Here is a 26,065-nt window from a genome sequence, read left to right on the forward strand (position 1 = left end):
AAAGTAGTGAAAAGATGTGGAAGTTGAAAGGGATGGAAGAGGGATGCAGGAAGAGGGAGGTTACTGGTAGTCTATACAATAACTTTAGACTTTAACTAAGAAAATCTATTCATCAAAAAAAACAAAATCCTTTAGCTTAACCTTCATAAACTTCCTTCTTCCCGCTCCCCTCTTCCTTTCTTATTTAGACTGATGATTCACATCATTTCTATGCTCAAGGATTTCAAGATTTTCATCCACAAAATAAGCACTTCCGAATCCGTTTACGTAAGAACCTTTTACAGGCTGTAAAGCAATAAGGATAAAATCGCCCATTTCAGCAATAACATCTACCACTTTTCCGTGGATTTCTTTTAATTGGGCCACTACAGCATTCCATATTTCAGAGTCTCTTTCTATCTGGGAAGGTATCGTCTCTATTGTTAAGCGTTCACGGGCATAAATCTGTTTCGTGGCAGATTCATCCTCAATAAACATTACTGAAGCTTTTCTTCCTTCCGCAAGGTTTTTGGTATGCTTTGCCATAAAAGATACCAGAATATATAGTGTATGATCTACCTGTACAAAAGGAGCATAGCTTGAATTAGGATTTCCTTCCGCATCTACCGTAGCCAAAATCACACTTTTGGTACGTTCTATCAGTTCCTTTACTTTTGGTGCTACCGGCTTTGCTTTTCTGTTGGCCTCTTCCCGGGTATTTTTATGATTCATAGTATAAAATTTTATCTGAACAAAAATAGTTATTTATATTAAGACTAAATAATATTAATTAATGTTAAATCTCATAAAGAGGAACTTACCCAGCCGTTTTTTTATCTTAATTATTAGTTGTAATTTTGCATTTCGTTATCAACTGAATTTAAACTTATTCATTAACATATGAGTACTACAACACAATACGTTCCTTACAAAGTGAAGGACATATCCCTAGCAGAATGGGGAAGAAAAGAAATTACCCTTGCCGAAGCAGAAATGCCAGGCCTGATGGCTATCCGTGAAGAATACGGACCCTCTCAACCCTTAAAAGGAGCAAGAATTGCAGGATGTCTTCACATGACGATCCAAACCGCTGTTCTTATTGAAACACTGGTGGCTTTAGGAGCTGAAGTTACATGGTCTTCTTGTAATATTTTCTCTACACAGGACCACGCTGCTGCTGCTATTGCTGCTGCAGGAATCCCTGTTTATGCATGGAAAGGTCTTAACGAAGAGGAATTTGACTGGTGTATTGAGCAGACTTTATTCTTCGGTGAAGACAGAAAGCCGTTGAACATGATCCTTGATGACGGTGGAGATTTAACGAACATGGTTTTCGATAAATACCCTGAATTCACAAAAGATATCAAAGGACTTTCTGAAGAAACCACTACAGGAGTACACAGACTTTATGAAAGAATGAAGAACGGAACTTTGGTAATGCCTGCCATCAACGTAAACGATTCAGTAACTAAATCTAAATTCGACAATAAATACGGATGTAAAGAATCTGCAGTGGATGCTGTAAGAAGAGCTACAGACGTTATGCTTGCCGGAAAAAGAGTAGTAGTTTGCGGATACGGAGACGTAGGTAAAGGTACTGCTGCATCTTTCAGAGGAGCCGGTTCTATTGTTACCGTTACTGAAATTGATCCAATTTGTGCGCTTCAGGCTGCAATGGACGGTTACGAAGTAAAAAAACTGGATACAGTTGTAGATAATGCAGATATCATCATCACTACTACAGGTAACTTCAACATCGTAAGAGGAGAGCATTTCCTTAAAATGAAAGATAAAGCGATCGTTTGTAACATCGGTCACTTCGATAATGAAATTGATATGGCCTGGTTGAACAAAAACTACGGTCACACAAAATCTGAAGTGAAACCTCAGGTTGATATCTATACTATCGAAGGTAAAGAAGTAATCATTCTTGCTGAAGGTAGACTGGTAAACTTAGGATGTGCAACAGGACACCCAAGTTTCGTAATGTCTAACTCTTTCTCTAACCAGACTTTGGCTCAGATCGAGTTATGGAACAACTCTGCAGCTTACAAAAACGAAGTATATATGCTTCCAAAGCATTTGGATGAAAAAGTAGCTGCTTTACACCTTAAAAAACTAAGCGTTGAGCTGGAGACCCTATCTTCAGAGCAGGCTGAATATATTGGTGTGGAAGTACAGGGGCCATTCAAGCCTGAGTACTACAGATATTAATATTTTTTAATCTTATATAATAAAAGGCTTTTCAGGTTTCTGGAAAGTCTTTTATTTTTTCCGATGTTTCCTCTAAGTTTCACAACCAACTGCTATCGGGAATCGTAAAATCTTAATTTCTGCCACCGTATTTTACCCATATTTTCGTACCAAGACCCTTATGTCTGGAAAAAATGAATATATTTAGCCCCTCAAACAAAAACATTTAATTAATGAAAAAACAAAGAGTATCGAATGCATTCGTAGCTGCATCATGGGTAGCATTGGGAGCAGGAATGGTGGGCTTCATTGTAGGACTTGCCAGAGCTGAAATGCAGCTGAATGAAAAAGGTTATTATTTTACCATCCTTCTTTATGGCCTTTTTGCTGTAGTTTCCTTGCAGAAAGCTGTACGCGACAGACTGGAAAATATTCCGGTAACAGATATTTATTATGGCATCTGCTGGTTTGCAACGCTTTCTTCCATTGTACTGCTGGCTATAGGACTTTGGAACGCAACCATACTTCCCAGTGAAAAAGGATTTTATGCATTTGCATTTCTCCTTGCACTTTTCGGAGCCATTTCCGTACAGAAAAATACAAGGGACAATATGATCCAGGAATAAACAGAAAACGCTCCGAATGTGGAGCGTTTTTTATTTATCTGAATTTTTATTTACCAACAGTAATTTCCTTGTTTTTTTAAGGATAAAAAAGATGGCAAATTCATAATTGCCTATTCACCATTAATATTACTTGTCATATTGATTAGGATGTTGAGCTTTAATATCATCAACGGTTCCCAGCACTTTATCTTTTAAAGAATCCTGGTATTTCTGAAGATTTTCAGCAATTGCCTCGTCTGCGCTTCCTAAGATCTTTACTGCTAAAATCCCTGCATTTAAAGCACCGTTCAAAGCTACAGTCGCTACAGGAATCCCGCCCGGCATCTGAAGGATGGAGAGTACAGAATCCCAGCCGTCAATAGAATTGCTTGATAAAATTGGCACCCCTATCACAGGTAACGTTGTGCAACTGGCCACCATTCCCGGAAGGTGTGCTGCTCCTCCTGCTCCCGCAATAATTACTTTAAGACCTCTTTCCTTAGCTGTTTTTGCATAATCAAACATTCTTTCGGGTGTTCTGTGTGCTGAAACTACCGTCAGTTCGTATGGAATATCAAGGCTTTTCAAAAAATTTGCTGCCTGTTCCATAATCGGCAGATCGCTCTGGCTGCCCATAATAATTCCTACCATCTTCAATTTTTATTAGATTGTCAAAGATAAAAAATAAAAGTCTTTTTTTAAATAATATCCACGTGCATTCCTAAGTTAAGAAGGTTTAAAGCTGAAAGAAAAAGTTATTGGAGCCGAAAGAAACAACTATAAATCAATATTCTGATCTCCGATCCATAGCAACTTCCCGCATCTATCTTCCTTCTCCCAGCCCCTAATCTTAAATCTGTATCTCCAAAAATCGCAGCAACTGTACCCCTCCGTTTTATTTCATAACAGGTATATTTGTATGTTATACTTAAATTCACATTGAAAGATTATAAACTTATTTTTGCCGTTATCACCGTTGCTGTTGTCTGGGGAACTACCTTTCTGGCTATCCGTGTTGCTGTGGAGACTATCCCTGCATGGTTTGTGGCGGGAATCCGTCAGTTTCTGGCAGCGATCATTATGCTTGTTATTCTTCTTTCAAGAAAAGAATTCAAATGGATAGGCTGGAAAAACCTGGGTTATCAGGTCATTTTTGCTTCGCTGATGCTGATTGTAGCTAACGGAATGACAACCGTAGCTGAAGAAACGGTATCCAGCAGCCTGGCCTCTTTAATCAGTGCCTGCTCCCCTATTTTGGTGTTTTTGGGCAGTGTAGCGGTGGGTTTGCAGAAATTCAGTTTCCGGGCTCTTTCAGGGGTTCTTTTATGTTTCAGCGGGATACTTCTGATTTTCTGGGACGGTATACAGGATCTCGCAAATCCGGAATACAGAATGGGAATGATCTTTTTATTCTGCGCCATTTCCGGATGGGCCTCAGGAACTATTTTTACAAAAAAACTCAATATCCAGAGTGGTAATATTACCCTGAACCTGTTTTATCAGTTTTTATTTGCAGGAGTGGTACAGGTTATTTTTGCATTTATATTTTCAGAAAACTATAATTTCGAAAACTGGACCCTGAAAAGTATTTCCGCAATGCTTTATCTGGCTGTATTCGGTTCTGTTGCTGCATTTTTTGCGTTTCATTATGCTTTAACCAAGATTTCTCCGGTGCAGGTTTCAATCCTTGCTTACGTGAATACGGTGATTGCTATATTTCTGGGCTGGCTCATTATGGATGAAAAAATTTCTCTTAAATTCATTCTGGCGGCAGCTATGATTATCTGTGGGGTTTTTATCATTAATTATAAACCGGAAATGTTCAGAAAGCAGAAAATTGCATAAGATAAAAGCAAAAAAAAGAAAACTAAAAGTAATCCTGCGAGCTCAATATCTCTCTTCTTTGGAGGGGTGGCAAAAATTCAAAGAATTTTTGACGGGGTGGTTCACACAATCCAATCTCAATAATTTCTCTTATTCAAGCATACTATAGGCAAATTTCACATTTTCCTTATTTTTCACTATATTGTTTACTCCAACATTCACAATATGCTTAAAAATACATTTTTTATACTTCTTGCAGGTTCATTTCTCCTGATCAGCTGTGATTATAAGGAAAAGGAAAAAAATCTGACGGAAAGAGAAAAACAATTACTCGAAAAGGAAAAAATATTCGCAAAAAAAGAATCTGAATATCAGTCTCTTTTAAAAATGAGAGACAGTATTTTTGCAAAGAAAGATTCCGTTACAATTGTTCTCTGGCCGGAAGAAATTTCAGGTCCGTGGAGTGGAAAAATTATCTGTACAGAATCCAATTGCAGTGATTATGTAGTAGGTGACCAGCGTACGGATACCTGGGAATTCGACAGTGATTCTATCCATTTATCTACAAAAATCATTAATAACAATAACCTGGTGAGGGTTTATTCCGGTAAATTCGAAAATAATGAGATCAGGCTTACTTTCAAAACAGATTCCATATCCCGGAAACAGGTGGAAATGAATGTCCTGCTTAATGATATTTCCGATACCAAACTGAAAGGCACAAGGACCATTACTACCGACAACGGCTGTACAGCCAAGTTTTCCGTAGAGTTAGTACGTTCCACCAAATAAAAACACCTATGATTTTACTGAGCATACATAATCTGAGTTTTCCTATAGAAGATCCGGTATTAAAATTCCTTTTGGTACTGGTCATCATCCTTGCCGCTCCCCTGCTGCTGAACAAAATTAAAGTTCCGCATCTTTTGGGCCTTATCATTGCAGGAGCCGTAATAGGTCCGAATGGTTTTAATGTACTGGCAAGAGACAGCAGTATTGTGGTAACGGGAACCACGGGCCTTCTTTATATCATGTTTCTCGCCGGATTGGAGATTGATATGGGCGATTTTAAGAAAAACAAATGGAAAAGCCTTACGTTTGGACTTTACACATTTATTGTTCCTTTTGTTCTGGGCTATCTGGGTGGTTTTTATATACTGCATTTTTCAATACTTACCTCTATTCTTTTTGCCAGTCTTTTTTCATCACATACCCTGATTGCTTATCCATTGGTGAGTAAACTCGGAATTGCCAAAAATAAAGCTGTAAACATAACCGTTGGCGGAACAATGATCACTGATATCCTGGCACTTTTAGTACTCGCAGTTATCGTAGGAATGTCGCAGGGCGATGTGGGTACGGAATTTTGGGTTAAGCTTTCCGTTTCCTTTATTGTTTTTGCCCTGATTGTTCTGATTATTTTCCCAATTATAGGACGCTGGTTCTTCAAAAGAGTGGATGATAAAATTTCACAGTATATTTTTGTGCTGGTGATGATCTATCTGGCTGCAATGCTTGCCGAACTTGCCGGAGTAGAAGCCATTATTGGAGCTTTCTTTGCCGGACTTGCATTAAACAGACTGATACCTCATACCTCATCTTTAATGAACAGGGTAGAATTTGTAGGAAATGCCATCTTCATTCCCTTCTTCCTGATCAGTGTGGGAATGCTTATAGATTTTAAAGTTTTCTTTAAAAGCTGGGAAACGCTGGAAGTTGCAGGAATTATGCTTGTGGCATCCATCGGAGGTAAATATCTTTCTGCTGTGATGACTCAAAAGACATTCAGGCTTTCCAAAGAGGAAGGTAAACTGATTTTCGGGTTGAGTTCTGCTTCGGCCGCCGCCACATTAGCTTCAGTAATGGTGGGATACAATATCATTCTTTCTGAAACTGAAACCGGAGAACCGGTAAGGTTACTAAATGAACACGTACTGAACGGAAGCATTCTTCTGATCCTTATTTCCTGTACAATCTCTTCATTTATTTCAATGGCCAGCGCGCAAAAAATTGCAGAAAGTGACAATGAAGATACCGTTTCCGGAGACAGCCATGAGGAAGAAAACATCCTCCTTGCCATTAATCATGAGGAAACTGTGGAAAGAATGGTGAATCTGAGTATTTTAATTAAAGCTCATTCTAATACAGAAAATCTGTTTGCCTTAAATATCATTAATGAAGATAAAAATGAATCTTCCATGAAAAATGCTGAAAAACTGCTTCACCAGGCGACAGATGCAGCGGCAGCGGCTGATGTTAAAATGCAGGCTCTTAAAAGATATGATAATGATGTAATCAATGGGGTGAAAAATGTTATTAAAGAACAGGATATTACCGATCTTATCATAGGGCTGGAAGATGAGAAAGGCTTCTCCCCTTCTTTTGTCTATAATCTTTACAACGGATATCTTCAGAATGATGACGTGAATGTATTGGTGTATCATGCCGCACAGCCCCTTTCCACTATCAAAAAATATGCAGTGATGATCCCGGAAAACGCCCACAAGGAAGCAGGATTCTTTCATGCGCTCCTGAGAGTATGGAATATTGCAAGAAACTCGGGTGCAGGCCTGGTTTTCTATGCTCCGGAAAATATCCTGGATATTCTTCAGAGAATTATTAAAAAGGCCAATATAGAAGCTGAATTCATTATTATGAATACCTGGCAGGATGGTGAAAAAACAGCAGCAAAACTGAAAGAAGATGAGGCACTGATTGTCCTGATGGCCAAACGCGGTATGCAGTCCTACATTCCACGGATGAGGCTTATTCCGGAATTACTGAACAAATATTTAAACAACAATAATTACCTGCTGATCTTCCCGTTCTCGGAGTTTGATGAAAACAGCCCGGAAATACGGTCTGTGGGTAATCATGGTGATTTTGTGGAAATTGGGAATGTGATCCAGAAGATTTTCAAATAACAATAATTAATTTAAATTTATAAAAAATTCATTTGAGAATAAATAAAATACTATTCCTGACCTCTGTTTTAAGCTTTCAATGGTCTTTCTCCCAGTTTGCCAAGATTATTGATAAGGACGGCTATGTGAATATGAGAAAAAATGCAGATGCAAACAGCAATATTGTCATGAAAATAAGCTCGGGGGAAATTATCTACGCTTTTGAGCCTGAAGAGAATAATAAAAACTGGATAAATGTTGATTATACTGACAGAAACGGGAATATTCTTTCCGGGTATATTCATAAATCCAGGATTAAATATATAGAATCTTATGAATCTGTTCCTCCGTCTTCCATAAATGAATATAAGGCCGTTTTCAATTCAAAAAACATAAGAGTTGAAATTGAATCTGCTCCTTTTGATTATAAAGCAAACAAAAAGTATTTTTCTGTCACCGATTATAATGGTCTGAAAGTGGAAGATAAATTTAAAGGAAAGCAGATCTGGGGCACAGACGGAACCATTCCCCAAACGTATTACAAATCGATCTCTGTTAAAACGGGTGGAAAAGTACTTCAAATCCCTTCAAAAGAGACTGAAAATCTGTTCAATATCAACACAGAATTCGCCTCATGTTATTTTGATCCGGAAAATGAGACTTTGTATATAAGTATGGTGAATTCCGACGGGGCTGGCGGGTATGCCGTTCTTTTCAAAATTGTAAAAGGCGAATACAGAGGTAAAACACTCATCATGCCTTTTTAAAAAAATACAAAAAAACAATAAATGAGAATCAAAAGATTATTAATTCCCTTAATCGCTTCTGCATTATTTTCATGCAAAGAAAAAAGAGCTAAGGTTGAGAACAAAGATTTACAACCTTCCGCAACCGATACCGTTGAAACAGTTGCAGCAGCACCTCCCGAAGAAATAAAAACCGATACAGCCAGTTTAAAAAAATCGGAAAGCATACAATCTGGAGAGCTGGAAACAGAGCAGCATACAGTTTCTTATGATTTTGCTTTCAATAAATTCCCATCAGCCAATTACAAATTCATAAAAAAAGCAAAACTGGATTTCTCCAGCGATGAAGGTGCCTACAATTTCAGAACAAGAATTAAAGAAGCTTATGCAGCAGGAAGTCCTGATTTCGCAAGCTATTATATTACCGTTATTTTCGGATGCGGGGCAAGCTGTATTATGGGTATGATGGTGGATGTGCGTGACGGAAAAATTTACAGCCTTCCTCTGGGAGAAGAAACATCCTGCCTGTTTGCAGAAGACAGAGCTATTTTTAATGTGGACAGCAAACTGTTTATCGCAGGAATATGCAAAGAGTCTCCCGAAGCTGAAAATGTTTATTACCACGCCTTTGTATGGAATGAGGAGAAGAAAGCTTTTGAAAAGGTGGATGAGAAAGTTATTAAATAAAGATATTTGATCTTATGAAAAAAGCTGCAATCATTATTAGTTTTCTACTCCTTTTTTTCATCATTCTGTTTTCCATATACTGGAATCTTCCCATCGGAATCACAAGGAAAACAGATATAGAAGCTGGAAATAAAATTATTCAGAATATCGAAAATTATCAGAAAAACAATGGAATGCTTCCTGATAACAATGACTATAAAACACTGAAAAACTTAGGCCTAAAACAGGAAGATTCACAAATTTACCTCGATTATACAACAGATAATAAAGGCAGTTTTGAGCTTACTTATCTTGAAGGCTTCGATGGCCCCTATCTTTTATGGAATTCTAAAGAAAGAATATGGACGATTGATTATCCGAAGATTTATAAATAAAAGACTGCTTTTTCAAGCAGTCTTTTATTTATAAGTTTATTTATTTTGAAATAACTCTTACCATTTCTTTCACCTTAACAAGTTTTTCCATTAATTCCTCTCTGGAATCTGCCAAAACGTTGATATGCCCCATTTTTCTTCCGGGCTTCGTTTCTGTTTTTCCATAAAGGTGAATGTATGTTTTCGGTAATTTAAGAACCTCATCCATTCCTTCGTAAATTACTTTTCCGGAATGTCCTTCTGTGCCTACGAGGTTCAACATTCCACTGTAGGTTAATGTATCTGTATCTGCTAACGGAAGGTTTTTCACAACACGGTACATCTGCTCAAACTGGGAGTTGGCATTTCCTTCCTGACTTTGATGTCCGGAATTATGAAGCCTTGGAGCGGTTTCGTTTACCCATACTTTCCCGTTTTTATCAAGGAATAATTCGATGGCAAAAAGTCCCGGAGAATGAATTGCGTTTAAAAATTTTTCTGTGATCGAATTAATCTGTTCTTCAATTTCTCCGGTTAGGAAAACCGGGCAGATATTGAAATCCAGCAAATTCAGTTTCGGGTCGGCAACCATTTCTGTTACAGGGAAAGTTTTTGTTTCGCCAGTTTCATTTCTTGCAACAATTACAGAAAGTTCTTTGTCGATATCTACCAGTTTTTCAAGCACAGAATCCTGTACCCAAAGATTTTTCATATCTTCTGCTGTGCGGATTACCTGAACTCCTTTTCCGTCATATCCTCCCGTATTCATTTTCTGGACAAATGGCAACGGCATTTTAATTTCGTCAGAACTTCCGTCCATCACTTCAAATTCCGGGCTTGGAATATCATGAGCCTTATAAAATTGTTTCTGAAGAATTTTTTGCTGAATTGTTTTAATAATTTTAGAATTCGGGACTACTTTTATACCTTGATTTTCAAGTTCAGCCAGGGCATCAGCATTTACATGTTCTATCTCAATGGTCACCACATCTTTGTCTTTTCCAAAATTCAATACCGTTTCGTAATCGTTGAAATTTCCTTGTGTAAAATGTGAGATCGTATTGCACGGTGCGTCAGAAGCCGGGTCCAGTGTATAAAACCGGTCATCGTATTTCAGTGCGCTTTGTATCAGCATTCTTCCCAGCTGTCCGCCCCCTAAAATTCCTATTTTCATTCTTACTTTTATTTTTTCTATTAGATTTATTTACAGAAGGTTTTATTGTATTTTGTCAATCTTCAAATATCCCAATCCCATTGGGTTTTCCTGATCTTCTGCATCAGATTTTGTCAGGATGATGGAGTATTTTTCTTTCATTTTTTCGGGAAGAATATCACTGACGTTGAAAATATCATCAATATCAACTCCGTGTTTATCATCGATATGGCTTACAGCTCCTTCAAAGCCCATTGTAGCATAAAATTCGGTAGCTTTTGCCCTTTTCACAATTTCTCCCATGGATTTGCCAACCATCAGGTGCTGTTCATGGAATTCTTCAAAAAAGCCTTTTTTATAACCTCCTAAATTAAGGAAATACAGCTGGTCTTCGGACGATTGATTTGTTTTCTCAACAATTTTCACCTCATATCCGTCAGCAAATTTCACTTCCTGATAGCAGTCCAGGTGGATTTTTCCTTCTGCTTCTTTCCAGAAATCTTTCATATCGGGAACGAGGTCTTTAAGGTTTTCCGCTATCCCGAAAAAAACGTCATGCTGCTCGATATTCCTGCCTTTGGGCGTTGCACCGAGAATGATATAAAATAATTTCATTTCACTTTTCATTTGTGCAAAAATACGTCAAATTTATCTTTTTTAAACGTTTGGCAGACTACCGCAATAGTTTTATATTTGTAGCATGTCAGAAATCATCATTCTGTTTCTCGGCGCAGTTTCCGCCGGTCTTTTGGGTTCACTTACAGGTTTGGGAGGAGGAGTTATTATTATTCCTTTGCTAACGCTGGGTTTCGGCGTTCCGATGCATTATGCCATCGGGGCTTCTTTAATTTCTGTAATCGGTACTTCTTCCGGTGCTGCAGTAGCTTTTGTAAAAGAAGGTTTTACCAATATGCGTATAGGTATGTTTTTGGAAATCGGTACTACTGCGGGAGCTATTATCGGAGCGCTGGTTTCGGGAATGCTTAATCCCAATACGATCGGAATTATTTTTGCGAGTATCCTTTTATTGACGGTTATTTTAAATCTTAAAGGAAAGCCTGACCACCAGGAACCTCTTATCAAAGGAAGCCTTGAAGAAAGATTGAAGCTGTACGGAACTTTTCCGGATAAAGGCGTGGTAAAAAGCTACTCTGCAAGAAACACGGTTCCGGGATTCCTGATGATGCTGTTTGCGGGTGCCATGTCCGGACTTCTGGGAATAGGTTCCGGAGCGTTGAAGGTTCTGGCAATGGATAATATGATGAAACTGCCGTTCAAGGTTTCTACAACAACCAGTAATTTTATGATCGGTGTAACAGCTGTAGCCAGTGCCCTGATTTACTTTCAGAGAGGTGAAATTATTCCTGTAATTGTTGCCCCGGTACTGATTGGTGTGGTGGTAGGAAGTTTTATTGGTTCAAAAACCCTGATGGTATCCAAGACAAAGAAATTAAAGGTTTTCTTTGCTATTGTCATTACAATCTTAGCAGTATATATGATGTATAACGGCCTTACTAAAAGCTTCAGATAATGAGAAAGAATTTTACAGATGGGGATCTGAACCGTTCGGTAGGAAATCTTCTCAGGCTGGGTGTTATTTTGTCTGTGGTTACATCATTAATCGGTTTCATCAAACTTTTTACGGAGGGCTTTAAAATGCCTAAAAAATATACTTCCCTGGATATGGGTTCTTCTTCTGAAAAGGTATGGGGAATGTTCTGGAATTCTTTATGTAAGGGGGAAGGTATGGCCATTATTCAATTGGGAATACTGCTGCTGATCTTTACTCCCCTTGTTAGGATTATTTTTGCACTGATAGGCTATTTGAAAGAAAAAGACTACGTGTATGTAGTCATTTCCTCGATAGTTTTAGCCATTATGGCGATCAGTTTCTTTACGGGTTACGCCCACTGATTTTACATTTCATAAAATTCTAACGGAAGCTGGTCCGGGTCCTGGGTAAAGAAAAATTCTTTTCCGGTGTATTCATCTACACGGATATCTTCACAGGTAAGCCCTTTTCTCACTAAGTCTTCTCTTTTATCCTGTACATTTTCAACAGAAAAAGCCAGATGTCTCAAACCGCATGATTCGGGACGGGATGGCCTTGGAGGCGGATCCGGGAATGAAAATAATTCGATAACGTAATGGTTCCCGATAGCGAGATCAAGTTTGTAAGACTGTCTTTCTTCACGATAGACTTCACGGATAATGTTTAAGCCCAGAATTTCGGTATAGAATTTTTTTGAGACTTCATAGTCTGAGCATATAACAGCAATGTGATGGATTTTCATTTTACAATTTAAATTTTTTCTTTCAACAGCATTTACAGGTAAATCAAATTCCTGTGTTATTTTACTTCCTTACAGTTTTCTTTTCTTCTGGTATCTATAATGTACTGGATTTTCCATCCGGTTTCCTGCTTCACCAGTTGAAAGCTGTTTGCCCCACAATGAGAAAATTTACCTTTAAAATAGAATGAATACGGCGTGAAAACACTTGCAAGCCCGCCATCTGTATGAACGGCATCAATAACAATCCTTTCATCCAGATCATCTTTTGAAAATTTGGAAACGGAATCAATAAATTCCTGTATATTTTCATTTTTCACCGCTCCGTCTTTGGCAATGGTCTGAAGAATGGCTCCTTCTGCAAAAGCGGATTTCATTAGTTCAGGATCTGCATTTTTCATTCCTGAAAATAAATTGCGGATTGGTTTTTCTATGTCCTGATTCTGCTGTCCGAAACAGAATGCAGAGAAAAGCAGGACGGCTGCAACAAGTTTATTCATATTGGGTTTAAATTAATCTGACAGAATAAAAATAGAAAAATATTGTGAATTATTTATTCTCTAAAAATATATTCATCAATGCTTTAACGTATGCAGATGTATTTTTATTAACCTGCTCTTTATCCAACGTGGTTACATCGTCTTTTTTACTAAAAAAAAAGTAGTATTGCGGTAATTCTACAGTTAATATGGTAGCAGCATTTTTAATCAGCTTTCCGTTATTCATAATCTCAGTACTTGCCCATGTACCATACGACAGCCCTTCGCTATCCTTTGTTTTGTATGATCTGTATTGTTCCAGACCTTTTTCAACTGCAGCTGAATCCTGGGGATAGATAGGATTTAAATAGGTAACCTTTGAAAAAATGTATTTTTCCTTGCTGTTTTCTACAGTCCGGGCATAATTTTCATTAACAAAGTTTCCAAAAATAATCCCACCGTTTTCTTTAACTGTTACAGCCATTCTTAACGGTAAAATGGAATCATCATAAAATCCCAAAGCTTTACTGTTGTTGTCTGTTTTAGGATCTGCATAAATTCCGATCTGCTTATAAAGGTTTCTTATTTTTTCATCAGGAATCCAGTCGGCACCTCCATTTTTACAGTGAAGGGATGCAATTCTTGATGGATTAAATTTTTGAGTGGCGTGCAAAAGATATTGGTTTTCAATCTCAATCTCCTGATTATTATATCCTATATGATCTCCTATATTATATACCTGCCCTGCTACTGGCATCTGCCGGTTAGGATCTACACATTCTTCACATGATTTCCTACCCTCATTTAATTTGAATATATTTTGTCTTCCCACCTGAACATTATCCTTAAATACTTCAGGAACAATTAAAACTTTCCATTTGAATTTATTCACTTTAAGTTTGTCTAATTCACCTTTCAGGGCCATCGCTACATCCATCCCGTAAAATTCGGAGCCATGAACTCCGGCAATAATCATTGCTTTATCTGCTTCTGTTCCTCCTTTATTGTAGTAATAAGCATATATGGGCTCTTCGTTTTTATTATATCCTAAAATAATTTTCTTACCCCAGACATTTTTTTCAGCTAAAGTCTTACTGAAGTTTTGCATAACGGTCGACATATCATGTTTTTTGATTTCTTGCGCAAAAACGTATAAACAGGCAAAAAATGCTGTTATTTGAGCTATCTTTTTCATAGGTGTTTGTTTTTATTGATTACAAATTTGGTAAACATACATTAATTTATCAATTACCCGTTTGTATGATTAAAAAAAACTGTTTAAAAAGTAAATGGATCTACATTATTTAAAAATAGATTATTTTTATCCATCTATTTGATATTATGTGGAGTATTTATTTGTTTTTAACCGGATTACTGTTGCTGTTTACATTGTTACCCAAAATTCAGAACGCTCATTGGATATTCAGGGTTCCGGAGTTTGGTAAAATCCAGATTACTTATGCTGTGCTTTTTACTTTTATTTTGGGTCTGTTTATCAGCAGTTCCGGGAATCTTTTATATTCGCAGGGACTTCTGTTTTTAATGTTTGTTCATCATGGAATAACTCTTGTGAAATATACTCCGCTTTATCCTGTTAAAAAGCATACACAAAAGCATCAGTCTTCTCAAAAACTGCATTTCATCTCTGCTAATGTTTATCAGTTCAATAAAGAATATAACAGATTTATCAGCCTGATAGAAAAATACAGTCCCGAAATGTTCCTGACTATGGAAAGCAACGGAGACTGGGAACAGGCCATGCGCATTCTTGAAAAGGATTATCCGTTTCAGCATAAGGTAACACTTGAAAATACCTATGGAATGCATTTCTATTCTAAAATAAAGATTAAAAATGCACAGACACATTATTTTGTAGCTGATGATATCCCAAGCATCGAGGTTCATTTAAAAACGGAAGACGGCTTTTCGTTTGTTTTTTTCGGGGTGCATCCGCCTCCGCCAAGCCCTACCGAAGAGGAAACGTCAAAGGAAAGAGACGGAGATCTTTTGAGTACGGCAAAAAGAGTGAAAGATATCAAAGATCCTGTAATTGTTGTAGGTGATTTTAATAATGTTGCATGGTCAAAATCATCCATATTATTCAGAAAAACGAGTCATTTGATCGATCCCAGGATTGGGCATTCGTTTGTGTCTACTTTTCATGCCAAATACCGCCTGTTAAGGTTCCCGATTGACCTGATGTTCCACAGTGAAGATATTTTCATTAAAGCGCTTAAAACCCTTGAAAATTTTGGTTCAGATCATCTTCCCGTATACTGTGAGTTTTTTATCGATCACCACAATGATGGACAGGAGGATCAGATTGAGGCAGCCACTTCGGAAGAGAAAGCAGAAGCAGAGGAAATGATACAGGAGGGAAAGAAAGAGGATGGGGACCGTGATGAAGTGGTAACGGAAGATTAGATCCTGTTTAATAAAAAAAGACCGTCTTGCGACAGTCTCTTTCTTATTTTAATTTATTTCTAGTGAATTAGAATAATTCTTTTCTGATAATATTCTGGCTTCTTTCCGGCCCTACAGAAACCAGATATACGTTGATTCCCAAATACTGCTCGATGAACTCGATATATTTCTGTGCGTTGTCAGGAAGTTCATCATAGCTTCTTGCTTTTGTAATGTCTTCGCTCCAACCCGGTAAATCATGGTAAATTGGTTCGTAGTTGTATAATTTTTCAGTAGAAGAAGTGAAATAATTGTTGATTTTACCGTCTTCTGTTTTGTAGTGAGTTACTATTTTCAGGTTTTCAATTCCGGTAAGAACGTCCAGTTTTGTAATTACCAGATTATTGATTCCATTGATCATGCAGGCATGCTTCAGAGAAACAAGATCCAACCAACCTGTTCTTCTCGGTCTTCCTGTTGTAGCCCCGAATTCACCACCGATCTGTCTGATACTTTCTCCCAGTTCATTATCCAATTCAGATGGGAAAGGTCCGTTTCCAACTCTTGTACAGTAAGCTTTTGCAACCCCGATCAGGTTTTGAAGCGATGTTGGAGGTACTCCCGCACCTGAACAAACTCCTCCTGTAGACGGAGAAGATGAAGTTACGTATGGATAAGTTCCGAAGTCGATATCAAGCATCAATGCCTGAGCTCCTTCAAACAATACATTTTTACCTTCCTGGATGGCTTCGTTCAGTTCAACTTCCGTATCAACGATTCTGTCCTGAAGCTGTTTTCCGATCTCTAAAAATTCGTTATAGATTTCTTCTACATCCAATGTTGGCTTTCCGTAATATTTTTCAAAAAGAGAGTTTTTAACCTTCAGGTTTTTCTCTATTTTCTCTCTTAAGATCTCAGGATTCAAAAGATCTACCATTCTGATTCCCACTCTTGCTATTTTATCCTCATAACAAGGCCCGATTCCTTTTTTGGTAGTACCGATCTGAGTTCCGCCGTGCTCTTCTTCACGGTAAGTATCCAGAAGAATGTGGTAAGGCATAATAACATGCGCTCTTCTGCTGATAAAAATGTGGTCAGTTCTCAAACCTTTGCTCTCGATCTGGCCAACCTCCTTAATGAAAGATTTCGGGTTTACCACTACTCCGTTCGCAATGATACATTTCCCCTTGCACTGCAGTACACCTGAAGGAAGAAGGTGAAGTACAAATTTTTCTTCGCCCACATAAACCGTATGACCAGCGTTGTCTCCTCCTTGGAAACGAACTACATAATCTGATTTAGCCGATAAAACATCCGTGATTTTCCCTTTACCTTCATCTCCGTACTGAAGACCTACAACTACGTAAGTTGACATATTTTACTTTTATTTTAGATTCATGCAAAATTACTTTTTAAAAATAGGCTGGGCAAATTATGAGGGGATTTTATTTTTGGGCGGGTGGAAATCATGTGATTATCCTAAAATTTTCTTTATGATCTCTCATACATTTTTTTATTTAGTCTATTCACATTCAATTAAAATTATATATATATATTTGAGTATTAACGTAACCATGAAAAAGAATAAATCCCAATTATTAATCTTTGCTGTAATTTCATTTTCTTCAATGCTAATCTCTGAAATAAATTATTTAAAGAAAATTATAATTTTTGAAGAGTTTTCAATTGCAGATATTTTCTTTCTGAATTATTGGATCTTTTTCTTTTTAGCGGGTTATTTATTATTTAAAAGACTTGATTGTGTAAAAAATCTTCAACTTGATAGATTTGAATCAACCGATGATATAAGAGTTTCCAGTAAATCTTATAGTGGAGCAGTTAATAGTATGGAAGGACTTTCTTTAATAAGGTTTTATTTTGACGATGAAAAAATATATCTGGTATACAGAAATTATTTTCCAATAAAAATTTATTACGGTCCTATTATTATTTCACAGAATAAAAATGGGACAGACTTTAACATTGAAAAATTCGAATTAATTAAAAATGATGCGATGCTGGTGATCAGAAATAATGTTGAAAATCACCGTTTCAGGATGATAAACATCAATAAAACTGATATAATAAAATTAAAAAACTATTTTACAGTATAATTATAAATAGTATAGGTAAAACGATTACTTTGTATATTTGATTGTCTTTTGAAATAATAACGACAAACAATATGACATCGCAGAAATCCTCCTACCTCCCCACTACCGGCAAAACACATCTCTTCCACACTCTCTTCACACCGGAAACAGCTCCCGTAAAAGCTACCCTTCTCATCATCCACGGCATGCAGGAGCACAGCGGAAGATACACTGAAATTGCAGAATATTTTGCAAACCGTGGATTCGCTGTACTCACTTACGATCATCTGGGACACGGCCAATCGGTAAAGGATAAAAAAGACATCGGATTTTTCCAGCTGGATCAACCTGATGAAAAACTTATTTCAGACGCCGAAGCAATGACTGAATATCTTCACAAACAATATCCGGATATTCCTCATTTTGTTCTTGGACATTCTATGGGATCATTTGTTACGCGGTGTCTGCTTCAAAGAGCCGGTAATAAATTTGCAGGAGCCGTCATTGTTGGAACCGGTGGTCCTTTGTCAGGTATCAGCTTTATAAAAGGTTATCTTTCATTGGCCAATAAAATAGCACCCTACCATCCGACTTTCCTTAATAACCTTTTTAATCTGGTCAACAACAGTCATTTTAAAAAGGATAAAGATTTCAGTGATACAAGCTGGCTCAGTGTAAATCCTGATAACAGAAAAGCCTTCACCGAAGATGAGCTCTGCGGAATTCCTTTTACCAATAATGCTTTTTATGCGCTGTTCAGTATTTACAAAAAAGCTACATCCGGAAACTGGGCGGCTTCTATTTCAAAATCCTTCCCTTTTCTGTTTGTCAGCGGGCAGGATGATCCTATAGGCGATTTTGGTAAAGGTGTCACCAGGACAATTAAGCAATTAAAGCAGAATGGATTTAAAGATGTTGATATCAAAATTTACCTGGGAATGCGCCACGAAATATTAAATGAAGAAATCAAGGAAAAAGTTTTCAATGATATCTACCAGTGGATTGCAAGACATTTATAACGTAAACATTGTGCTATCTGTGAGTTGTGTATAAATTTTTAGCGCTCGCAGATTTAGCAGATTACGCAGATTTTTTCCAAAATGAAATATATTGGGGTATACAAAAACGCAAGATTTCTTTTATAATACTTCATTTTAATGAAAGCCTTCCAGAATACAACGCAAACATCTGCTTAATCTGCTAAATCTGCGAGACATAATACATTTCATAAAATTTTAATACCCGTTCACATATTATCAGCCTAAAACAACCTCCCGATCCACCCCAATTTCCTCTAAAAATACCTCATCATGTGAAATCACCAGCAATGTTCCTTTATAATCTTTAACAGAAGCCGTTAAAATTTCCACATTCTGCAGATCCAGATTATTCGTCGGCTCATCCAGAATAATCATATCAGGTGCTTTACTGTTTACAGAAAGTCCGCACAGCAAAAGCCTCAAACGTTCTCCTCCACTCAGCATTCCACATTTTTTATCCCAGGTTTCCTTTCCGAACAAAAATCTGGACAACAGGGTTTTCAATTCAGATTCCTGCATCCCGTTATCATTAAACTGCTGGACAAAATCACAAATATTCAATTCCTGATCAATCAAAGAGTATTCCTGGTCTACATAAATTGTATTAAATGCTGATCCTGTCATTTTCCCTTCAGATGGTTTCAGACTACCTAAAAGCAGTTTTATCAGAGTTGTTTTTCCTGCACCGTTAGGACCTTTAACGGAAATCCTGTCTCCGCTCCGGATCTCAAGGCCGATATTATCTTTCCAGAGATTTTCATCTCCATATTTGAAATTAATACCTTCCATGTTGATAAGCACCTTCCCGGAATGCAGGTTAGAATTATTGAAATTCACCTTCATCTGGTCAGTATTTTTTAACGAAGAACGGAGATCACGGAGGTCCCCGGAAATACCATTGATTTTTTCAGTATGAATACCTTTCAGTTTTGATGCATTTTTTTCAGCATTATTTCTCATCGTGTTCATCATAATTCTTGCTACACCGGATTTTTCCTGTTTCTGTTTTCCTCTTGCATCCAGTTTTTGCTTGCGTTCTATAGTTTCCCGTTCTTTTTCTTTTGCCTTTTTCAAAGCTCTTTCCTTAGCATAAATATCATGGTGCAGCGCTTCCTGTTCTATTTCTTTCTGTTCTGCATAAAAATCGTAGTTTCCTCCATAGGTGGATATTCCCTGATTACTCAATTCAAATATAGTATCAGCAAGGTTCAGCAAAGTACGGTCATGACTCACCATAACTACTTCAGCATCCGTTTTTTCAATAAAACTGTATAATAGTTTTCTTCCCTCCAGGTCGAGATGATTCGTGGGCTCGTCCAGTAAAATAATATCAGGCTGGTTGATCTGGATACCTGCCAGAAAAACTTTTGTTTTCTGCCCGCCGCTCAGGTTTTTAAGCTTTTGGGTTAATTCCAGGTTTTCAAGTTTCCAGTAACTTAAAGCACTCAGGCAACGTTCCTCAATGTCCCAGTCGTCATTCAGAATATCAAAATACTCTTCATCTACTTCGCCGTTGGTAATTTTTTGAATAGCATTCAGTTTCTTATCAATTTGAAGACATTCTGCAACGGTAAGATGATCAAAATTGCCAAACATCTGCGGAACATAATACAGATCACCTTTCACGGTAACATTGCCTTCTAAAGGTTGAATTTCCTGACCTATGATCTTCAGGAGCGTAGATTTGCCAACACCATTGCTTCCGGCCAGTGCTGATTTAGTATGGGATTGTACGGTTAAACTGACAGCATTAAAAAGGAGATTCCCTCCCGGAAACCCGTAGGATATATCTTGCAGTAAAATCATTATTTCTTTCTTGGTAATTAATTAAATTAAAACTCCGGCAGCACTTTAGCCACCTTTTGTAAATCGGAAAGAAACTGAATCCTACATGCTTTTATATATCTGGTTTTGGAAATACAAAGATAAGAAATTATTAATTATTCATTTTTTCCAGTTAAAAAACATTAAATCTTCATGTAAAAAATGAAGAGAAACAGTAAGAAAATCTGTTTTTTCCTCAATGAATACAATCAGCCTGTTTAAAGTTCCCTTATATAAAAGGCGATAAATCCGAAGATTTAACAACGTCATTTGAAATAATTACAATTTTTAAACCTGAATTATTTCTGTATAATATTTTAAAATAATGTCTTTATTAAATCCGTAATAAAAGTAGAAAAGATTTTGATCAAAAATCCGTAACTTTGCCGCCTACTAAAATTTTTTATGGAAAGTATTAAAGTTCACGACAAAACTTTCGTTCCTTATCTGAAGGATACCGAAATTCAGGAAATTGTAAAAGAAACAGCTTTAAGGATTTATGAAGATTACAAGGATGAAGTTCCTGTTTTCATCGGTGTTCTGAACGGGGTAATCATGTTCTTTTCAGATCTTCTGAAATATTATCCGGGTGAATGTGAAATTGCGTTCATTCAGATGAGTTCTTATGTAGGAACAGAATCTACCGGAATTGTTTACCAGAAAATGGAACTGACGAAAGACGTGAAAGACCGTCATATTATTATTGTAGAAGATATTGTAGATACAGGAAATACGGTTGAAAGCCTTTTCAAATATTTCACGGAAACACAGCGCCCGAAATCTGTAAAGCTGGCTTCATTCTTACTAAAGCCTGATGTTTATAAGAAAGATTTCAAGCTGGATTATATCGGAAAAGAAATTCCAAACAAATTCGTTCTTGGCTATGGTCTTGATTATGATGAATTAGGAAGAAACCTTCCGAATCTGTATCAACTGGAAGAAGGACAGATCAACCATTAAACGCTGTTGGCTATTAGCTGATAGCTTTTAGCTTAAAAAGTAAAATAAAGAAACTCATTTAATAATAACTTAAAAACGCTAAAGGCTAAAAAAGGTTAGGCTAATGGTAAAAGCCAAAAGTCAGCTGCCAATTGCCGGAAGCCCTTTAACATTATGATAAACATTGTTCTGTTCGGCCCTCCAGGAAGTGGAAAAGGAACACAAGCTCAAAACCTGATCGAAAAATTCAATTTAAAACAGATTTCAACAGGTGATCTTTTCAGATACAACATGAAAAATGACACCGAGCTTGGAAAACTGGCTAAATCTTTCATCGATAAAGGAGAACTGGTTCCGGATCAGGTAACAACGGATATGCTCATCGATGAGCTTAGAAAACCAACGGATACCAACGGATTTATCTTTGACGGCTATCCAAGAACTACCGCTCAGACGGAAGCTTTGGAAAAAATCGTAAAAGAAGAGCTGAACGACCAGATTGATATCTGTCTGTCTCTGGTTGTAGAAGATAAAATTCTGGTAGAAAGACTTCTTAAAAGAGGAGAAACCAGCGGAAGATCCGACGACAGCAATGTAGAGATCATTGAAAACAGAATTAAAGAATACTATACTAAAACAGCGGAAGTAGCCGAGCTTTACAAACAACAGGGAAAATATGTTGAAGTAAACGGTGTAGGAGAAATTGAAGAAATTTCCCAGAAACTTTTCGCTGAAGTAGAGAAAATAAAATAATCGAGATTCGGGATACGGGATGTCAGTTTTTTGATCCCGTAACTCATACCTCGCAACACAAACTATATGTCTAACTTTGTAGATTACGTAAAGATCCATTGTAAAAGCGGACACGGAGGTGCTGGTTCTGCCCACCTTCGCCGTGAAAAATATATTCCTAAAGGAGGACCTGACGGAGGTGACGGAGGCCGTGGCGGCCACGTTATCATGAGAGGGAATGCCCAGGAATGGACTTTACTTCCGCTTCGATACACACGTCACATAAAAGCAGAACGTGGTGAGAACGGAGCTAAAAACCAGCTGACCGGAGCTGACGGTTCTGATATTTATATCGATGTTCCTGTAGGCACTATCGCTAAAAATGAAGAAGGAGAAATTATCGGGGAAATCCTTGAGGACAAGCAGGAAATAGTTTTAATGCAGGGAGGAAAAGGAGGAAAAGGAAACGAGCATTTCAAATCTTCTACCAATCAGACTCCAAGATATGCACAGCCCGGAATGGATGGCGAAGAAGGCTATGTTGTTTTCGAGCTTAAAATTTTGGCAGATGTAGGCCTGGTTGGTTTTCCAAATGCAGGAAAATCTACACTTCTTGCTTCTGTTTCCGCCGCAAAACCTAAGATCGCCAATTACGCATTTACAACGCTGACTCCCAATCTTGGTATCGTGGATTACAGAAATTATAAATCATTTGTAATGGCTGACATCCCCGGAATTATTGAAGGAGCTGCCGAAGGAAAAGGTCTAGGACACAGATTTTTAAGACATATTGAAAGAAATTCCATTTTGCTGTTCTTAATTCCGGCTGATTCCGAAAGCCATTTCCAGGAGTTTAAAATTCTGGAAAATGAATTGAAAGAATACAATCCCGAGCTTCTGGATAAAGATTTCATTGTTTCCGTTTCAAAATCCGATCTTCTGGATGATGAACTGAAAAAAGAAATCTCCAAAGAGTTCCCGGAAAACAGAAAGCCGTTATTCTTCTCCGGTGTTACCGGTGAAGGCCTTGTAGAACTGAAAGATGCAGTCTGGAAAAAACTCCACGGATAAAGGATGATACACTCATTAAAGAAAATAACAGCACCCGCTGTTATTTTTGTTTCATTTACGCTGCCTGCCCTGGCTTATGCCCAGGACAGTGATTCTTTCATGGAAACATTCAAGCAGGAAGAGCCCGCTCCCTTACATGATAAAGCATTCTTCAGGTATGAATTTGATACAAGATTAAGGTATAAATTCATTCATGACAAGGCTGATCAGGGTGCAAATGAAATCAATGAGATTGTTGAATATTACACCAATGAGACCGATCTCACTTCTCTTTATTTTAATAACAGCAGAAATGGCGTAATCTATAATTTAAATAAAAACACCAATCCGGTTCTCCCTATTTTGATCAAGGACGAGAATAAAAATATCAAACCCGGAAATTTCGATTATTTTAAAGGAGATATTCCTTTGGAATCTGAGATTGCCGATATCAGGAAAAGAAAAAAGGCAAAAACCGATCAGATACTGGAGCTTGTTGAAAAGAAAGCCGAAAACGACCTGGTTCATTATAAATATAACCTTATCCGCAACGATAAAGGCAGAACAAATGTAGGGGTTATTGAGCTGGATATTACCAACAGCGATAAAGGCTTCAATAACAATATCCTTTATAATATGGAACCTTTATTTTTCAAAAACAAGATACTTTTTGACAAAGGCGAAATAAAAAGCTATTCTCATTATAATACGGACAAAAAGAGAATAAAGTATTATGAATCAATAGATACAGATCCTGTAATCCTGAGATTATCATTTACTAAAGGCTGCTGCGTTTCATCCCTGGAATAGCTTCAAAGCGGAAATAATTTCATTTGGAATAATTATTGGAAGAACCAGGGAAATTATCCATTATGAAATATATACTGAGTCTTTTTACATTTATATTTTTATTTTCCTGTACAACACAGAAAACCAGTTCAAAATATTCTAAAATTGAATATAAAGCAGGGCCGTGCTTTGGATCATGCCCTATTTTTACCTTGATAATTAATAAGGACAGAACGGCTATACTGGAAGCTGAACATTTCAATTTTTCGAAAGATTTTTCAAAAGGTGAATTTTCAAAACCACGTGAAGGAACTTATAAAGGTACAATCAAGGAAGCAGATTATAATAAATTGGTTTTACTGCTCAATGGCCTTGATATTAAAACCCTGAAAGACAAGTATGGGACAAAAGAAATTACGGATCTTCCAACTTCTTATCTGAAAATTAATTTAGCAGACGGAACTTCCAAAAACATAGAAGATTATGGTAAAAGTGGAAGTGAAAAACTGAAGGAAGTCTATCTTTTTATTGAGGGACTTCGACATAATCAGCAGTGGACAAAAGTAAAATAATCCTCTTAAAAATATTTAAACTACCTTTGCATCATATAATTCCTTCACATTGAGGGAATTTTATTTTAAATTTTAAAAACATTCATTTGAATTTTACAGACTTAAACTTAATAGAACCTATTGCAAAAGCAATTCAGGAACAGGGGTATACCAACCCAACACCCATTCAGGAAAGATCCATCCCTGAAATCTTAAAAGGGAGAGACTTTTTAGGATGCGCACAGACAGGAACAGGAAAAACAGCAGCATTTGCCATCCCGATCCTGCAAAACTTATCAAAAAACAATACCCGCACCAATCATATAAAAGCCCTTATCCTAACGCCAACAAGAGAGCTGGCCATACAGATTGAGGAAAATATTAACGCATACGGAAAATATCTTCCGCTGAAAGAACTTGTTATCTTCGGAGGAGTAAAGCAAGGAAATCAGGAAGCTGCCCTGAAAAGAGGTGTAGATATTCTGGTAGCAACTCCCGGAAGACTCCTGGATTTTATTGCCCAGGGAATTATCAGCTTAAAAAATCTTGAGATCTTCGTTCTTGACGAGGCAGACAGGATGCTTGATATGGGTTTTGTACACGATGTAAAAAGAATCATTAAACTTCTTCCACAGAGAAGACAGACTTTATTCTTTTCAGCAACTATGCCTTCTGAAATCCAGAAACTGGCAGATTCAATCCTTAATAACCCGGTAAAAGTAGAAGTTACGCCTGTTTCTTCCACCGCTGAAACCATCAAGCAATCGGTTTACTTTGTAGATAAAGAAAACAAACTGAACCTTCTTTCACATATTCTGAAAAATGATATTGCAGATTCTGTACTTGTATTTTCCAGAACAAAACACGGTGCGGACAAAATTGCAAGGAAACTTCAGAAAGACAATATCTCGGCAGAAGCCATTCACGGGAATAAATCCCAAAACGCAAGACAGAATGCCCTGAATAATTTTAAGTCCGGAAAAACAAGGATTCTGGTTGCTACAGACATTGCTGCAAGAGGTATTGATATTGATGAACTGAAATTTGTAATCAACTTCGAACTTTCCGATGTTTCTGAAACTTATGTACACAGAATCGGGAGAACAGGAAGAGCCGGAGCTGAAGGGTCTTCAATTTCTTTTGTAGACGGTCTCGACCTTTTAAACCTAAGAAATACAGAGAAGCTGATAGGAAAGAAAATTCCTGTTATAAAGGATCACCCTTTCCACACGGATGACCTTGTCATACAAAAAAGGGACTCGAATAACAAGCCTGCTGCCGGGGGCAGTGAAAGACCTCCAAGATCTCCAAAACCTCAGAACAAGAACAGCAAACCTTCGGGAAGTACTCCTAATACAGGGTTCAAGAAACCTAAGAATAAAAATTTCACCAGAAAGAAATAGAAAAAAGCTTCTCATGATGAGAAGCTTT

The 26,065-nt window shown here is 37.3% G+C and carries 28 protein-coding genes; 19 read left to right on the forward strand and 9 right to left on the reverse strand.

The genetic code is table 11. The annotated features are described in order from the left end of the window. Window positions 1–180 precede the first annotated feature (180 nt). The gene (locus HNP36_RS08525; RefSeq protein WP_184158466.1) at window positions 181–711 is read right to left on the reverse strand and encodes a HugZ family protein; all 531 of its coding nucleotides are present in this window, start codon (window positions 709–711) and stop codon (window positions 181–183) included. Between the two features lie 168 nt (window positions 712–879). Here HNP36_RS08525 and ahcY point away from each other — a divergent pair, with 168 nt between their 5' ends. Then, window positions 880–2,193, forward strand: coding sequence for an adenosylhomocysteinase (ahcY, locus tag HNP36_RS08530; RefSeq protein WP_184158464.1), 1,314 nt, complete (start codon window positions 880–882; stop codon window positions 2,191–2,193). Between the two features lie 212 nt (window positions 2,194–2,405). Then, window positions 2,406–2,798 (forward strand): inner membrane protein YiaA, encoded by a 393-nt coding sequence (gene yiaA, locus HNP36_RS08535; protein WP_184158462.1) that lies wholly within the window; start codon window positions 2,406–2,408, stop codon window positions 2,796–2,798. Between the two features lie 126 nt (window positions 2,799–2,924). Here the strand turns inward: yiaA and purE are convergent, their stop codons facing one another. Next, entirely contained in the window at window positions 2,925–3,428 is a 504-nt protein-coding gene (gene purE, locus HNP36_RS08540; protein WP_184158460.1) for a 5-(carboxyamino)imidazole ribonucleotide mutase, read from the reverse strand. 288 nt (window positions 3,429–3,716) lie between these two features. Between purE and HNP36_RS08545 the strand changes: the two genes are divergently transcribed. The 6 genes from HNP36_RS08545 (at window position 3,717) to HNP36_RS08570 (ending at window position 9,311) form a co-directional block, all read left to right on the forward strand. Continuing rightward, window positions 3,717–4,622: a DMT family transporter gene (locus HNP36_RS08545; RefSeq protein WP_184158458.1), complete on the forward strand. Its 906-nt coding sequence runs from the start codon at window positions 3,717–3,719 to the stop codon at window positions 4,620–4,622. Window positions 4,623–4,826: 204 nt separating this feature from the next. Continuing rightward, window positions 4,827–5,393 (forward strand): hypothetical protein, encoded by a 567-nt coding sequence (locus HNP36_RS08550; protein ID WP_184158456.1) that lies wholly within the window; start codon window positions 4,827–4,829, stop codon window positions 5,391–5,393. Window positions 5,394–5,401: 8 nt separating this feature from the next. Next, a complete protein-coding gene (locus HNP36_RS08555; protein ID WP_184158454.1) occupies window positions 5,402–7,525 on the forward strand; it encodes a cation:proton antiporter in 2,124 nt (707 codons plus the stop codon). 32 nt (window positions 7,526–7,557) lie between these two features. Then, on the forward strand, window positions 7,558–8,271 hold the full coding sequence (locus tag HNP36_RS08560) for a hypothetical protein (RefSeq protein ID WP_184158452.1): 714 nt from the start codon (window positions 7,558–7,560) through the stop codon (window positions 8,269–8,271). Between the two features lie 21 nt (window positions 8,272–8,292). Next, window positions 8,293–8,937 (forward strand): hypothetical protein, encoded by a 645-nt coding sequence (locus HNP36_RS08565; RefSeq protein ID WP_184158450.1) that lies wholly within the window; start codon window positions 8,293–8,295, stop codon window positions 8,935–8,937. A 14-nt stretch (window positions 8,938–8,951) separates the two neighbouring features. Beyond that, entirely contained in the window at window positions 8,952–9,311 is a 360-nt protein-coding gene (locus tag HNP36_RS08570; protein ID WP_184158448.1) for a hypothetical protein, read from the forward strand. A gap of 40 nt (window positions 9,312–9,351) precedes the next feature. Here the strand turns inward: HNP36_RS08570 and HNP36_RS08575 are convergent, their stop codons facing one another. After that, window positions 9,352–10,464 carry a 5-(carboxyamino)imidazole ribonucleotide synthase gene (locus HNP36_RS08575; protein WP_184158445.1) on the reverse strand — a complete coding sequence of 371 codons (1,113 nt, stop codon included), beginning with the start codon at window positions 10,462–10,464 and terminating at the stop codon, window positions 9,352–9,354. A gap of 42 nt (window positions 10,465–10,506) precedes the next feature. Further along, the gene (locus HNP36_RS08580; protein WP_184158443.1) at window positions 10,507–11,058 is read right to left on the reverse strand and encodes a DUF1543 domain-containing protein; all 552 of its coding nucleotides are present in this window, start codon (window positions 11,056–11,058) and stop codon (window positions 10,507–10,509) included. A gap of 85 nt (window positions 11,059–11,143) precedes the next feature. On the opposite strand from HNP36_RS08580, the gene HNP36_RS08585 reads away from it, so the two are divergent. Both HNP36_RS08585 and HNP36_RS08590 read left to right on the forward strand, forming a co-directional pair. Next, a complete protein-coding gene (locus HNP36_RS08585; protein ID WP_184158441.1) occupies window positions 11,144–11,974 on the forward strand; it encodes a sulfite exporter TauE/SafE family protein in 831 nt (276 codons plus the stop codon). Further along, the gene (locus HNP36_RS08590) at window positions 11,974–12,357 is read left to right on the forward strand and encodes a DUF1634 domain-containing protein (RefSeq protein WP_184158439.1); all 384 of its coding nucleotides are present in this window, start codon (window positions 11,974–11,976) and stop codon (window positions 12,355–12,357) included. Before HNP36_RS08585 ends, HNP36_RS08590 begins: the two co-directional genes overlap by 1 nt. Window positions 12,358–12,359: 2 nt before the next feature. Here the strand turns inward: HNP36_RS08590 and HNP36_RS08595 are convergent, their stop codons facing one another. Genes HNP36_RS08595 through HNP36_RS08605 form a run of 3 tightly spaced genes read right to left on the reverse strand, consistent with a single transcriptional unit; the run spans window position 12,360 to window position 14,408 of the window. Further along, window positions 12,360–12,737, reverse strand: coding sequence for a VOC family protein (locus HNP36_RS08595; RefSeq protein ID WP_184158438.1), 378 nt, complete (start codon window positions 12,735–12,737; stop codon window positions 12,360–12,362). Between the two features lie 56 nt (window positions 12,738–12,793). Further along, complete coding sequence (locus HNP36_RS08600) at window positions 12,794–13,234, reverse strand: nuclear transport factor 2 family protein (RefSeq protein WP_184158436.1); 441 nt, start codon at window positions 13,232–13,234, stop codon at window positions 12,794–12,796. A 49-nt stretch (window positions 13,235–13,283) separates the two neighbouring features. After that, on the reverse strand, window positions 13,284–14,408 hold the full coding sequence (locus tag HNP36_RS08605; protein ID WP_184158434.1) for a hypothetical protein: 1,125 nt from the start codon (window positions 14,406–14,408) through the stop codon (window positions 13,284–13,286). Between the two features lie 194 nt (window positions 14,409–14,602). Between HNP36_RS08605 and HNP36_RS08610 the strand changes: the two genes are divergently transcribed. Then, entirely contained in the window at window positions 14,603–15,637 is a 1,035-nt protein-coding gene (locus HNP36_RS08610; RefSeq protein WP_228456295.1) for an endonuclease/exonuclease/phosphatase family protein, read from the forward strand. A gap of 67 nt (window positions 15,638–15,704) precedes the next feature. Here the strand turns inward: HNP36_RS08610 and HNP36_RS08615 are convergent, their stop codons facing one another. Then, window positions 15,705–16,991: an adenylosuccinate synthase gene (locus HNP36_RS08615; RefSeq protein WP_184158430.1), complete on the reverse strand. Its 1,287-nt coding sequence runs from the start codon at window positions 16,989–16,991 to the stop codon at window positions 15,705–15,707. 199 nt (window positions 16,992–17,190) lie between these two features. On the opposite strand from HNP36_RS08615, the gene HNP36_RS08620 reads away from it, so the two are divergent. Continuing rightward, window positions 17,191–17,730: a hypothetical protein gene (locus tag HNP36_RS08620; RefSeq protein ID WP_184158428.1), complete on the forward strand. Its 540-nt coding sequence runs from the start codon at window positions 17,191–17,193 to the stop codon at window positions 17,728–17,730. A gap of 71 nt (window positions 17,731–17,801) precedes the next feature. Next, window positions 17,802–18,728 carry an alpha/beta fold hydrolase gene (locus HNP36_RS08625; protein WP_184158425.1) on the forward strand — a complete coding sequence of 309 codons (927 nt, stop codon included), beginning with the start codon at window positions 17,802–17,804 and terminating at the stop codon, window positions 18,726–18,728. A 237-nt stretch (window positions 18,729–18,965) separates the two neighbouring features. On the opposite strand, the gene HNP36_RS08630 is transcribed toward HNP36_RS08625, so the two are convergent. Further along, a complete protein-coding gene (locus HNP36_RS08630) occupies window positions 18,966–20,555 on the reverse strand; it encodes an ABC-F family ATP-binding cassette domain-containing protein (protein WP_184158423.1) in 1,590 nt (529 codons plus the stop codon). A gap of 423 nt (window positions 20,556–20,978) precedes the next feature. Between HNP36_RS08630 and HNP36_RS08635 the strand changes: the two genes are divergently transcribed. From HNP36_RS08635 to HNP36_RS08660, 6 genes are all read left to right on the forward strand, one after another. Beyond that, complete coding sequence (locus HNP36_RS08635) at window positions 20,979–21,533, forward strand: phosphoribosyltransferase (RefSeq protein WP_184158421.1); 555 nt, start codon at window positions 20,979–20,981, stop codon at window positions 21,531–21,533. Window positions 21,534–21,686: 153 nt separating this feature from the next. Next, on the forward strand, window positions 21,687–22,265 hold the full coding sequence (locus HNP36_RS08640; RefSeq protein ID WP_184158419.1) for an adenylate kinase: 579 nt from the start codon (window positions 21,687–21,689) through the stop codon (window positions 22,263–22,265). Window positions 22,266–22,331: 66 nt separating this feature from the next. Then, entirely contained in the window at window positions 22,332–23,315 is a 984-nt protein-coding gene (gene obgE, locus HNP36_RS08645) for a GTPase ObgE (protein WP_184158417.1), read from the forward strand. A 3-nt stretch (window positions 23,316–23,318) separates the two neighbouring features. After that, complete coding sequence (locus HNP36_RS08650; RefSeq protein ID WP_184158415.1) at window positions 23,319–24,104, forward strand: hypothetical protein; 786 nt, start codon at window positions 23,319–23,321, stop codon at window positions 24,102–24,104. Between the two features lie 62 nt (window positions 24,105–24,166). Beyond that, complete coding sequence (locus tag HNP36_RS08655) at window positions 24,167–24,655, forward strand: DUF6438 domain-containing protein (RefSeq protein ID WP_184158413.1); 489 nt, start codon at window positions 24,167–24,169, stop codon at window positions 24,653–24,655. A gap of 86 nt (window positions 24,656–24,741) precedes the next feature. Continuing rightward, window positions 24,742–26,037: a DEAD/DEAH box helicase gene (locus tag HNP36_RS08660; RefSeq protein WP_184158411.1), complete on the forward strand. Its 1,296-nt coding sequence runs from the start codon at window positions 24,742–24,744 to the stop codon at window positions 26,035–26,037. The last annotated feature ends 28 nt before the right edge of the window (window positions 26,038–26,065 follow it).

The sequence above is a fragment of the Chryseobacterium shigense genome (assembly GCF_014207845.1).
Classification (GTDB): domain Bacteria; phylum Bacteroidota; class Bacteroidia; order Flavobacteriales; family Weeksellaceae; genus Chryseobacterium; species Chryseobacterium shigense_A.

What these genes read in the sequence shown, in the direction of transcription:
- HNP36_RS08525 (WP_184158466.1), bottom strand. Translation starts at nt 711, where the DNA reads ATGAATCATAAAAATACCCGGGAAGAGGCCAACAGAAAAGCAAAGCCG.
- ahcY (WP_184158464.1), top strand. Translation starts at nt 880, where the DNA reads ATGAGTACTACAACACAATACGTTCCTTACAAAGTGAAGGACATATCC.
- yiaA (WP_184158462.1), top strand. Translation starts at nt 2,406, where the DNA reads ATGAAAAAACAAAGAGTATCGAATGCATTCGTAGCTGCATCATGGGTA.
- purE (WP_184158460.1), bottom strand. Translation starts at nt 3,428, where the DNA reads ATGGTAGGAATTATTATGGGCAGCCAGAGCGATCTGCCGATTATGGAA.
- HNP36_RS08550 (WP_184158456.1), top strand. Translation starts at nt 4,827, where the DNA reads ATGCTTAAAAATACATTTTTTATACTTCTTGCAGGTTCATTTCTCCTG.
- HNP36_RS08555 (WP_184158454.1), top strand. Translation starts at nt 5,402, where the DNA reads ATGATTTTACTGAGCATACATAATCTGAGTTTTCCTATAGAAGATCCG.
- HNP36_RS08565 (WP_184158450.1), top strand. Translation starts at nt 8,293, where the DNA reads ATGAGAATCAAAAGATTATTAATTCCCTTAATCGCTTCTGCATTATTT.
- HNP36_RS08570 (WP_184158448.1), top strand. Translation starts at nt 8,952, where the DNA reads ATGAAAAAAGCTGCAATCATTATTAGTTTTCTACTCCTTTTTTTCATC.
- HNP36_RS08575 (WP_184158445.1), bottom strand. Translation starts at nt 10,464, where the DNA reads ATGAAAATAGGAATTTTAGGGGGCGGACAGCTGGGAAGAATGCTGATA.
- HNP36_RS08580 (WP_184158443.1), bottom strand. Translation starts at nt 11,058, where the DNA reads ATGAAATTATTTTATATCATTCTCGGTGCAACGCCCAAAGGCAGGAAT.
- HNP36_RS08585 (WP_184158441.1), top strand. Translation starts at nt 11,144, where the DNA reads ATGTCAGAAATCATCATTCTGTTTCTCGGCGCAGTTTCCGCCGGTCTT.
- HNP36_RS08590 (WP_184158439.1), top strand. Translation starts at nt 11,974, where the DNA reads ATGAGAAAGAATTTTACAGATGGGGATCTGAACCGTTCGGTAGGAAAT.
- HNP36_RS08595 (WP_184158438.1), bottom strand. Translation starts at nt 12,737, where the DNA reads ATGAAAATCCATCACATTGCTGTTATATGCTCAGACTATGAAGTCTCA.
- HNP36_RS08600 (WP_184158436.1), bottom strand. Translation starts at nt 13,234, where the DNA reads ATGAATAAACTTGTTGCAGCCGTCCTGCTTTTCTCTGCATTCTGTTTC.
- HNP36_RS08605 (WP_184158434.1), bottom strand. Translation starts at nt 14,408, where the DNA reads ATGAAAAAGATAGCTCAAATAACAGCATTTTTTGCCTGTTTATACGTT.
- HNP36_RS08615 (WP_184158430.1), bottom strand. Translation starts at nt 16,991, where the DNA reads ATGTCAACTTACGTAGTTGTAGGTCTTCAGTACGGAGATGAAGGTAAA.
- HNP36_RS08620 (WP_184158428.1), top strand. Translation starts at nt 17,191, where the DNA reads ATGAAAAAGAATAAATCCCAATTATTAATCTTTGCTGTAATTTCATTT.
- HNP36_RS08625 (WP_184158425.1), top strand. Translation starts at nt 17,802, where the DNA reads ATGACATCGCAGAAATCCTCCTACCTCCCCACTACCGGCAAAACACAT.
- HNP36_RS08630 (WP_184158423.1), bottom strand. Translation starts at nt 20,555, where the DNA reads ATGATTTTACTGCAAGATATATCCTACGGGTTTCCGGGAGGGAATCTC.
- HNP36_RS08635 (WP_184158421.1), top strand. Translation starts at nt 20,979, where the DNA reads ATGGAAAGTATTAAAGTTCACGACAAAACTTTCGTTCCTTATCTGAAG.
- HNP36_RS08640 (WP_184158419.1), top strand. Translation starts at nt 21,687, where the DNA reads ATGATAAACATTGTTCTGTTCGGCCCTCCAGGAAGTGGAAAAGGAACA.
- obgE (WP_184158417.1), top strand. Translation starts at nt 22,332, where the DNA reads ATGTCTAACTTTGTAGATTACGTAAAGATCCATTGTAAAAGCGGACAC.
- HNP36_RS08650 (WP_184158415.1), top strand. Translation starts at nt 23,319, where the DNA reads ATGATACACTCATTAAAGAAAATAACAGCACCCGCTGTTATTTTTGTT.
- HNP36_RS08655 (WP_184158413.1), top strand. Translation starts at nt 24,167, where the DNA reads ATGAAATATATACTGAGTCTTTTTACATTTATATTTTTATTTTCCTGT.